The organism is Phytobacter palmae, from assembly GCF_039409775.1.
Classification (GTDB): domain Bacteria; phylum Pseudomonadota; class Gammaproteobacteria; order Enterobacterales; family Enterobacteriaceae; genus Phytobacter; species Phytobacter palmae.
On the sequence record NZ_JBCIVJ010000047.1, the window covers coordinates 1 to 8,774 of the forward strand.

Below are 8,774 nucleotides of genomic sequence, written 5' to 3' on the forward strand. Positions count from 1 at the left end.
CGGTGTCAGAGTGCTCAGTTTAACAAACCCACGTTTGTTGCTCAGATGCCCTTTTTCCGCTTCGTCGTAAACTGCAACATAGATCCACGCTTTATCGACGGTTCTGATTTTAGCCAGCGTTTCATTACTGTTGACTGAGGCCAAATCTGACGCTGTTTCACTGGCCTCGCTTTTCAGGGATAACGTTTTTTCACCCTCTTTCAACTGATACAACACGAGATAAGGCGTATCTGATCCACAGCCGCCAAAATCCTGGGTCATCATATCGTCAGCGTTTTGCGCAGCATTATCCGGCTGAAATGACTGCAGATCGGCTTTATATTTATCTGTGTTGCACTCCATATAGTTAACCACCGCAGGTACTTTAATCGTACCGGGTTGGTTAACGTACCACTCTTTAAAGGTAAAGAAGTTATCCGGGATATTCTTAAAGTTCTTTTTGATAAATGCGATCTTCTGTGCTTCACTGCCTTTAGCAGTAATATCAATTATTTTGTTATCTTTCTTTTTATTACCCAGGGCAAAATAGCGAAACTCTAACTCTGGCGTATTGACCGTTGCATCAGCATTCCAGTTCGGTTGCCAGTAAGCCTGGAGTACACCGTTCTTTATTTCCACCGTCGCCATTGCGCGAAGAGAGAACGCAGAAATAAAAAGAAGGAACATCAAGCTGGCGTATTTTTTCATTTTTTGCAATCCACGTAGCATGAGGTGATTAATACAGTAAAATTTTCTATCCCTTTATCAACCATCAAGTGCTTTATCTCTTCATATAACCCCAGACTTTGCCCTATTCGGTCATCTCCTTTTGACTTCCCGGGCAATAAACAGCCATCCGTGTCGGCGGGAACGTTGCCTGGATGGATCAGTATAGCGCGACTTGAGGGTACACTCGCATTGAACAAATTAGGTAATGGACTGAATTTCTGCATTCTGCCGCTGGCATGCCATTTCAAGCTATAGGAGCCGTCAGGGATTCTTTTTCGTAAATTTGCTTCCGTCGTATCCGGCCCGGGGCGTTCCAGAAAATAACCGGAGATTTCAGTGCCGGATATCGAGAATTCACTTATTGTTGAATTTTCGCTCTGCCATAAACGTTTGATGAAAATAGTGTAAGACATAATGATTTATTCCATCTTGTTTTTATTGCTCTTTCACTTGTACTTATCATATGAAAGAGAGCCTTATTTCATTATTCCGGCTCAAACAAAATGAGTAGTTAGGATTATTCCTATAAGGGCTTTGTTGAATAAATCAGATTTTAGGTAAGCATCTCCGTAGCGGTCAGGTTTTCAGGCGATACGTACGCTTTCTGGCACACCTGCCTTCGTCATTTTGTTCAGCGCACGTACCATGGCCAGAACCTCTGCGACCTGACCATCATAATCATGCAGTGTCAGCGACTCCCCGAATAGTGCTTTACTCTGTACATCGCCGTTTCCGCTATCGACCGACGGTTATAATCTGTTGTCCATTTCCACCGGGCCTTGCTCCCACTCAGTCGCTGATTTGCAACCGCACGGTTCCGGTCTGCATACTCCACCGGCTAGTATCCTGCCCCCTTTCGCGGAGGAATTAAGGCGCTGATTTTCTTCCGGCGCAGTTCCATAGAGGGAATAGTCAAGGACCCGCTATGCTCACTGATACGCAATGCCAGGCCGAAAGAAAAACTTTATCGACTCAATGATTTTAATGGCCTCTACCGGAAGTGAAACCCAATGGCAAAAGGCATGGGGCTGTCGGTTTAAACTCAACGGTAAATCCAGCATGTTTGCGTTGGGTGAGTATCCAGCGGTAAAGCTCGCGAGAAATGTGAGCAGGCACGTAAACAAGTCGCGGATAGAGTTAGCCCGACACAGGCACGTCAGTTAGATAAGATCCGCAAGGTCAATGACGCTTCTAACACCTTTGAGCTGATCGCCAAAGAGTGGTTGCAGATGAAAGACTGGGCCGAAATTACCAAAACACGCCGACTGGATATGCTAGAACGTGTGGTTTTCCCCGCAATCGGTAAGCTCCCTGTCAGAGAGATCACCCCATACCACATTCTTAAAATTCTTCAGGAAACCGCTAAACGCGGCGCTCCGACTGTTGCCGCTCATGCTGATACCAACAACGCTCGCCGCACGTACAACCATGCGACTTATCTTGATGAACGCAAAGTGATGATGCAGGAATGGGCTGATAAGCTTGATGGATGGGTAAGCAGCACTGACATCAATGTTGATGTTTCATAAACGCTGATGCATTGGTGTTTCTTCATTGATTCATATGATAAATTTTTGATTATTTTAAATAACCTATGGACTCCCGGAACGCGTGTTTCGACTCACTGGTATGCATTTATTTTCCTGACCAGAAATCATTACGTTGCGGGTGGATTGAATGTTTTAGCCGCCATAAACCCCTAATTTCAGAGAAGTTTCTTACCTTCAAACCACTATATTTTCCTCTTGAGAACCAATTTGCATCACTGCAATGCGATTTTTATCTCCTTTCTTCACCACTATCGGCAGACCTTTTCTCAACAAATGCATCTGTCCGGGGACAACCAGAGCTTTTGCTGAATATAGCTGGGTATCGTCGAGATAGAAAAAAAATATCAAAGAAATAATTGTTTCCATACATGGTGTTTGTCTGTTGCCACGACTCAATTCGGGATTTGTGAAGTATACCCGGACAGGTGGCGCGTTTGAGGAACATTCTTGCGGCACGAATACTGGTCGAGTTACCCCTAAAAGTAAAAAAAACCCACACCAGGCATAAGATAGGCGCTACGATCCCCAATAGTATAAATACTAATTCAAGAGTCGAGAGACTGGCCAAGAAACTTTTGAAAGACATACTACCCTCACGTGATAATAAATAATGAATTATTAGTAATATTTGCACTATTACTTATATAAATCATTAAAAGCCACTTCAATATAATCATCAGGGTTATTTATCATGAAATCCTCCCCAAAAAAAGAACATCCCAAACAATAATATAGAACTCTCTCATGCTAATTTTACCAGGTGGATCAAATACTGGGATCGCAGACTCATAAAGACGCTTGAGTTGGTTTTCATCATAAAAGCTTATTGCGTATGCAAAGCTATTTTTGCATCTATCCTTAATAAAAGGTGGCAGATTATCATATGATGGCTTTATTAAGCCTTTTAATACTAAATCCAGGCTTTCTTCATTAGACAGGTTCAACCCTATAAAAGAGCTATCCATATTGGGATCTTCAGCAAGCGACTGCCAAACCATTGAAACGTAACTATTGCTAATTTTTTTCATATTTACTCCGCAATTCCAAATATACTATACATTTTCCCTGTCTTCGTATTAAAACTTGCGCGCACTCTCCTTGTGCTAAAATACTCCTCACCACCCATCTTATAACCTTCAGCTACAGTTTGTGGCATATCAAAATCTACTTTCCCATTCGTATGAATTTTAGGATCATACTCTTTTAATGCTCTCTCAATTGTGAATCGCCACGGATAATCTAGACACTTCCGAGCCGTTGATAATACTGGTTTTCATATTCTGTCGGTGACATCTGTTCGCTAGAACCATGCCGACGCTTACTGTTATAAAACATTTCGATGTAATCAAAAATATCACTGCGGGCTTCTTCCCGCGTTCCGTAGAACTTTTTCTTTATCCGTTCACGTTTCAACAACTGGAAAAAACTTTCTGCAACCGCATTATCATGGCAGTTACCGCGACGGCTCATGCTACCCTCCAGGCCGTGTGATTTCAGGAACGACTGCCACTCATGGCTTGTGTACTGACTGCCCTGATCCGAATGAACCAGCACCTGTTTTTCGGGATTACGCCGCCATACAGCCATCAGCAGTGCGTTCAGGACAATGTCCTTTGTCATCCGGGATTGCATGGACCAGCCGATAATTTTGCGTGAGAACAGATCAACAACCACGGCAAGATACAGCCATCCTTCGTGGGTCCTGATGTAGGTTATGTCCGTTACCCAACGCTCATCAGGAGCATCCGGATTGAACTGTCGCTGGAGCCTGTTGGGTGACACGATACTGGCCTCGCCTTTACGTGCCCGCGGGCTTCGGTATCCGACCTGAGCCTTTATTCCGACACGTTTCATCAGTCTCCAGACTCTGTTTACTCCGCACTGTTGCCCGCTGTCACGCAGATCCAGATGGATTTTGCGATAACCATAGACGCATCCCGACTCCAGCCAGAACTGTTTAATCTGTCCTGTCAGTCTCAGGTCTGCCTGATGGCGTTGTGAATGCGGCTGCTGAAGCCAGGCGTAAAAACCACTGGGATGAACATCCAGCACCCGACAGAGCAGGCGAACAGGCCAGCAACAGGAGTTGTCACGGATAAAGGCGTACCTCAGTCGGACAGCTTTGCGAAGTACGCCGCGGCTTTTTTTAATATGTCCCGTTCGTCGGTAACCCGTTTCAGCTCTTTCTGGAGACGGCGGATCTCGGCCTGAGCATCTGACTGTTCTTTATTAGTGGAAGAATCCGGACCGTACTTCTTTATCCAGGCATAAAGGCTGTGGGTGGTGATATCGAGACGTGTTGCAACGCTGGCAACAGAATAACCGCGATCAACAACCTGTTTGACTGCTTCAGTTTTAAACTCTTCGGGATAACGCTTACCGCTCATGGGCACCTCTCTTTAAGCCATCTTAAATGACTCTGAGGTGTCTGTTAAACCCGTGGCGATTCAGGAACAAGATGCAATAGCAGATGTTCTATCGTCTATAGATGACATGATTTCGGCTCAGTCCGTTCAGGTTGATCAACTTAAAAATCATAAGCAAGCCTTAATTCAGAGGCTTTTCCCTATCATTGACGAGGTGATTTTATGACGGGAAAGCCAAAGATCAATAATTTCAATAGCCTAAGAAACGTCATTACTCGTATAAGAGACGATCTGCGCCAAAACGGCAATGGTGGTGTCGATTTCGTTCTATTATATGCTTATAACGGAACAGGCAAGACCCGACTATCAATGGAGTTTAAAGACGCTGGAAAACGTAAGAGAGGACAAGACAGAGACACCCTTTACTTTAATGCGTTTACTGAGGATTTGTTTCATTGGGATAACGACTTGGAGAATGACGCAAACCGGGTGTTACAGATCAATTCAGACTCCAAGTTTTTTGAAGGCTTCAAAGAACTGGCCCTTGAAGAAAAGATCTTCGCCTACCTAGCTCGCTACAGTAACTTCAACTTTAAGATTAATTACGATAACTGGAGTGTAACCTTTAGCAAGCAGGTAAAGAATCCGCGATTTCGTCCGGATTCCGAAGAGCCTGAGACTATTGAGCAAGACAATATCAAGATTTCGCGTGGTGAAGAGAATATCTTTATCTGGTGTGTGTTTCTGGCTATATGCGAATTGGTGATTGATGGAGCAGAAGCCTACAACTGGGTGAAATATTTCTATATCGACGATCCTATATCATCGTTAGATGACAACAATGCCATTGCCGTAGGCTCTGATCTAGCGAAGCTCTTAAGACACTCAATCGGCAAAGTGAAAACGGTCATATCGTCACACCACAGCCTGTTTTTTAACGTTATGTGTAATGAGTTAAAAAAGCAGCCGCATAAATCTTATTTCATATACAGCCGTAATGGCGACGGTTATAGCCTTCAATCCACGACAGATACGCCGTTTTTTCATCATGTGGCCATGCTCAGTGAACTAAAGAAAGCCGCAGATGCAGGTAGGCTCTATGCAAACCATTTTAATGTGTTACGCGGAGTGTTAGAAAAAACCTCCGCATTTTTCGGTTTTAAGGACTTTTCTGGCTGTATTCACGGCATTGAGGATGAGGTGCTTTTCTCACGAGCCCTAAACCTGTTAAGTCATGGGGATTACTCATTGTTTGATCCTAAAGAACTTACCGAAGACAACAAACGACTTTTCAATAGCATTCTGAATGGGTTTCTCGAGCGATACACCTTCGATTTGCCAGATATCCATGCCTAAAGGTAGATAACTACATGACCAAAGAACAACTTAATCAGCTTGGTAAAACCCTCTGGGATATTGCTGATCAATTACGCGGCGCGATGAATGCCGATGACTTTCGTGATTACATGCTGTCATTTCTATTCTTGCGTTATCTGTCCGATAACTACGAACAGGCCGCTAAGAAGGAATTGGGCGGGGATTACCCCGAACCGGGCAATGACGATCGTCGCGCACCGTTAGCAATCTGGTATCAGAACAACCAGGCTGATATTGCCGATTTTGAAAAGCAGATGCGGCTTAAAACACATTATGTTATTGAGCCTGCTTTTCTGTGGAGTAGTGTGGCCGAAATGGCACGTACTCAACATGCCGATTTGCTGGATACCTTATGGAAGGGCTTTAAGTATATTGAAAATAAGTCTTTCAACAGCGCGTTTCAGGGCTTGTTCTCGGAAATTAACCTTCATTCTGAGAAGCTGGGAAAAAAGCCTGCTGATCGTAATGCCAAGCTCTGTACCATTATTCAAAAAATTGCCGAAGGTATTTCTGGTTTTAGCAATGCCAGGGATGATCTGGGGGATGCCTATGAATACTTGATTGGCCAGTTTGCAGCAGGTTCAGGAAAAAAAGCGGGTGAGTTTTATACACCTCAACAAGTTTCTACCATCTTGTCAGAAATCGTCACATTAGATAGCCAAGACCCGACGACGGGCCCAAAGAAAAAAATTAAACAAGCTATGGATTTCGCCTGTGGCTCAGGCTCGTTGCTATTGAATGTACGAAACAGATTAAGTGATAAAGGAGGCTCTATAGGTAAAATATTTGGCCAAGAGAAAAATATCACTACCTATAACCTTGCACGCATGAACATGCTGTTGCATGGGGTAAAAGATACCGAGTTTGAAATTCATCACGGTGATACGTTAGAGAATGACTGGGATATTCTCAATGAGATGAATCCTGCGAAGAAAATGCAATTCGATGCTATCGTCGCTAACCCACCTTTCAGCCTGCGCTGGGACCCTACTGAGGCATTAGGTGAAGATTTCCGCTTCAAAAACTATGGTCTTGCTCCTAAATCAGCGGCTGATTTTGCTTTCCTTCTGCACGGTTTTCACTTCCTCAGCGATGACGGGGTTATGGCGATTATTCTGCCACACGGTGTTTTATTCCGTAGTGGTGCAGAAGAGCGTATTCGTACCAAGTTGTTAAAAGATGGGCATATCGATACCGTCATTGGCCTTCCTGCCAATCTGTTCTTCTCTACGGGAATACCTGTTTGCATTCTCGTCCTCAAACGCTGTAAGAAGTCAGATGATGTATTGTTTATTAACGCCGCAGAACACTTCGAGAAAGGAAAACGCCAGAATTATCTGCTGCCAGAACACATCAACAAAATCGTTGAGAGCTATCAATTCCGCAAAGAAGAAGATCGATATTCCCGTCGCGTGTCGATGGAAGAGATTGAGAGAAACGGTTTCAATCTGAATATCTCACGTTATGTGAGTACTGCGCAGCCAGAAGAAAAAATAGCTCTAGAGGATGTCCACAGTAAGTTGGTATTATTGGAAGAAAAAATTAAGAGAGCAACGCTCACTCATAACACATTCCTCGAAGAACTAGGACTACCACCACTTCCCTTAGCCGAAAAAGACTAATCTGAAGTGATGTAACTTATAGGTGAAATATAGAGCCCAAATCATCAGTAGTCGGGCTCTATATTTATCAATTTAGCCTTCAGTAAGGCAATGTTATTGATCGGCACAAGAAAGGCACTGCTAAGATTATGCAAAGAATGAGCATCCGCTTCACGCCCTGAGACATTCGACAAGCTTTTTATGGCCTACGTAAGGACGATTTTCGCTCTTCCAGTGCCAGCAAATATTTCGCTTCGTCGTGACGGTTTTTGGTCTTCCAGCGGCGGTAAATGCTCCTTAAACCTCAGGCTTAATTTTGAGTTTGAACGGCAGCTTCTCACTCTTAGCAGACCTGCTGAGTGCCGGAAGCGGACAATGATTATCTGAATGAATACGGCTGTTATAACAATTCTGGGTTACAAACAGGTAACTTCGGAAATGAGATTAAAGCGGTGAGATATCCTCAACAATATGCTGGAAAACGTAAGGGTCAGAAAGCAATTCAAATTCCTCGTCATCCGGGTAAGTGACTGCCACATGATAGTTTTCTCCGGCAAATGCCTTCACCGACTGTAGATCCTGCCAGTAAGTAGCCAGAAAAAAATGTTCCCAGCCACCCTGAGTCTCCCTGCGAACGAACGCGCCTTTGTTCCCCGAAATGCTTTTTGAATGCTCTACCCCCGTTTTCTCAAGGTGCTTTGCAAAGCCTTCCGCATGTTTCAGTGGAACACAACCGTGCCAGGTTCTTACAATCATCAGATTTCCCTCTGGTATGGATAAAGATATAACCATACCACCGAAGGAATCTCATGGTGGAGTTAACGAGGAGAATTTCCTTATTATCGAACACTTCTCGCTCCGCTCCCTTATTGCGTCCAACCTTCAGGTTCGGAAGTCTCGGTTCCGGCTTATGCAGCGCAAAACCGGCCAGCACAGTCGCCCCATGATGCCAAACAATTGAATCGGGCTTCCCTCTATCCATACTCAGTCACGCCAGGGTTTTCTCACTGCTTTCAGACAAACCGTGCACATCAGCACTCATTGTGCAGCCCGGAATTGCAGGTTCATTCCCCAGACGTCGCGTCAGCGTGGCGACCGCGACCACCGCTGACGATTAACCCTCCTGCTTTCCCCACCACCTGACATGGTCGACCAGGGCGCGCAGTTTGGGC

At 44.5% G+C, this 8,774-nt stretch carries 8 protein-coding genes and 2 pseudogenes; 3 read left to right on the forward strand and 7 right to left on the reverse strand.

Translation table 11 applies throughout. The features are described from left to right. The 3 genes and pseudogenes from AAIG39_RS25325 to AAIG39_RS25335 form a co-directional block, all read right to left on the reverse strand. On the reverse strand, window positions 1-687 hold a 687-nt coding region (locus AAIG39_RS25325; protein ID WP_343195027.1), incomplete at its 3' end, for a hypothetical protein. Beyond that, window positions 684-1,121, reverse strand: coding sequence for a DUF5675 family protein (locus AAIG39_RS25330; RefSeq protein WP_343195028.1), 438 nt, complete (start codon window positions 1,119-1,121; stop codon window positions 684-686). The genes AAIG39_RS25325 and AAIG39_RS25330, both read right to left, overlap by 4 nt. A 171-nt stretch (window positions 1,122-1,292) precedes the next feature. Then, window positions 1,293-1,606: pseudogene (locus AAIG39_RS25335) on the reverse strand (transposase); the annotation flags it as partial. A gap of 34 nt (window positions 1,607-1,640) precedes the next feature. Here AAIG39_RS25335 and AAIG39_RS25340 point away from each other — a divergent pair. Continuing rightward, window positions 1,641-2,105: pseudogene (locus AAIG39_RS25340) on the forward strand (tyrosine-type recombinase/integrase); the annotation flags it as partial. A 327-nt stretch (window positions 2,106-2,432) separates the two neighbouring features. Here AAIG39_RS25340 and AAIG39_RS25345 read toward each other — a convergent pair. The 3 genes from AAIG39_RS25345 to AAIG39_RS25355 form a co-directional block, all read right to left on the reverse strand. Continuing rightward, a complete protein-coding gene (locus AAIG39_RS25345; protein ID WP_343195029.1) occupies window positions 2,433-2,624 on the reverse strand; it encodes a hypothetical protein in 192 nt (63 codons plus the stop codon). A gap of 323 nt (window positions 2,625-2,947) precedes the next feature. Beyond that, complete coding sequence (locus tag AAIG39_RS25350) at window positions 2,948-3,286, reverse strand: hypothetical protein (RefSeq protein WP_343195030.1); 339 nt, start codon at window positions 3,284-3,286, stop codon at window positions 2,948-2,950. Window positions 3,287-3,497: 211 nt separating this feature from the next. Next, a protein-coding gene (locus AAIG39_RS25355; protein WP_343195031.1) for an IS3 family transposase occupies window positions 3,498-4,645 on the reverse strand; the annotation gives its coding sequence in 2 pieces (ribosomal slippage) (window positions 3,498-4,408 and window positions 4,408-4,645; 1,149 coding nt in all). Between the two features lie 201 nt (window positions 4,646-4,846). On the opposite strand from AAIG39_RS25355, the gene AAIG39_RS25360 reads away from it, so the two are divergent. Next, a complete protein-coding gene (locus AAIG39_RS25360; RefSeq protein ID WP_343195032.1) occupies window positions 4,847-5,980 on the forward strand; it encodes an AAA family ATPase in 1,134 nt (377 codons plus the stop codon). Between the two features lie 14 nt (window positions 5,981-5,994). Further along, window positions 5,995-7,623 carry a type I restriction-modification system subunit M gene (locus AAIG39_RS25365; RefSeq protein WP_343195033.1) on the forward strand — a complete coding sequence of 543 codons (1,629 nt, stop codon included), beginning with the start codon at window positions 5,995-5,997 and terminating at the stop codon, window positions 7,621-7,623. A gap of 423 nt (window positions 7,624-8,046) precedes the next feature. Here the strand turns inward: AAIG39_RS25365 and AAIG39_RS25370 are convergent, their stop codons facing one another. After that, on the reverse strand, window positions 8,047-8,358 hold the full coding sequence (locus AAIG39_RS25370) for a hypothetical protein (protein WP_090084774.1): 312 nt from the start codon (window positions 8,356-8,358) through the stop codon (window positions 8,047-8,049). Window positions 8,359-8,774 lie beyond the last annotated feature (416 nt).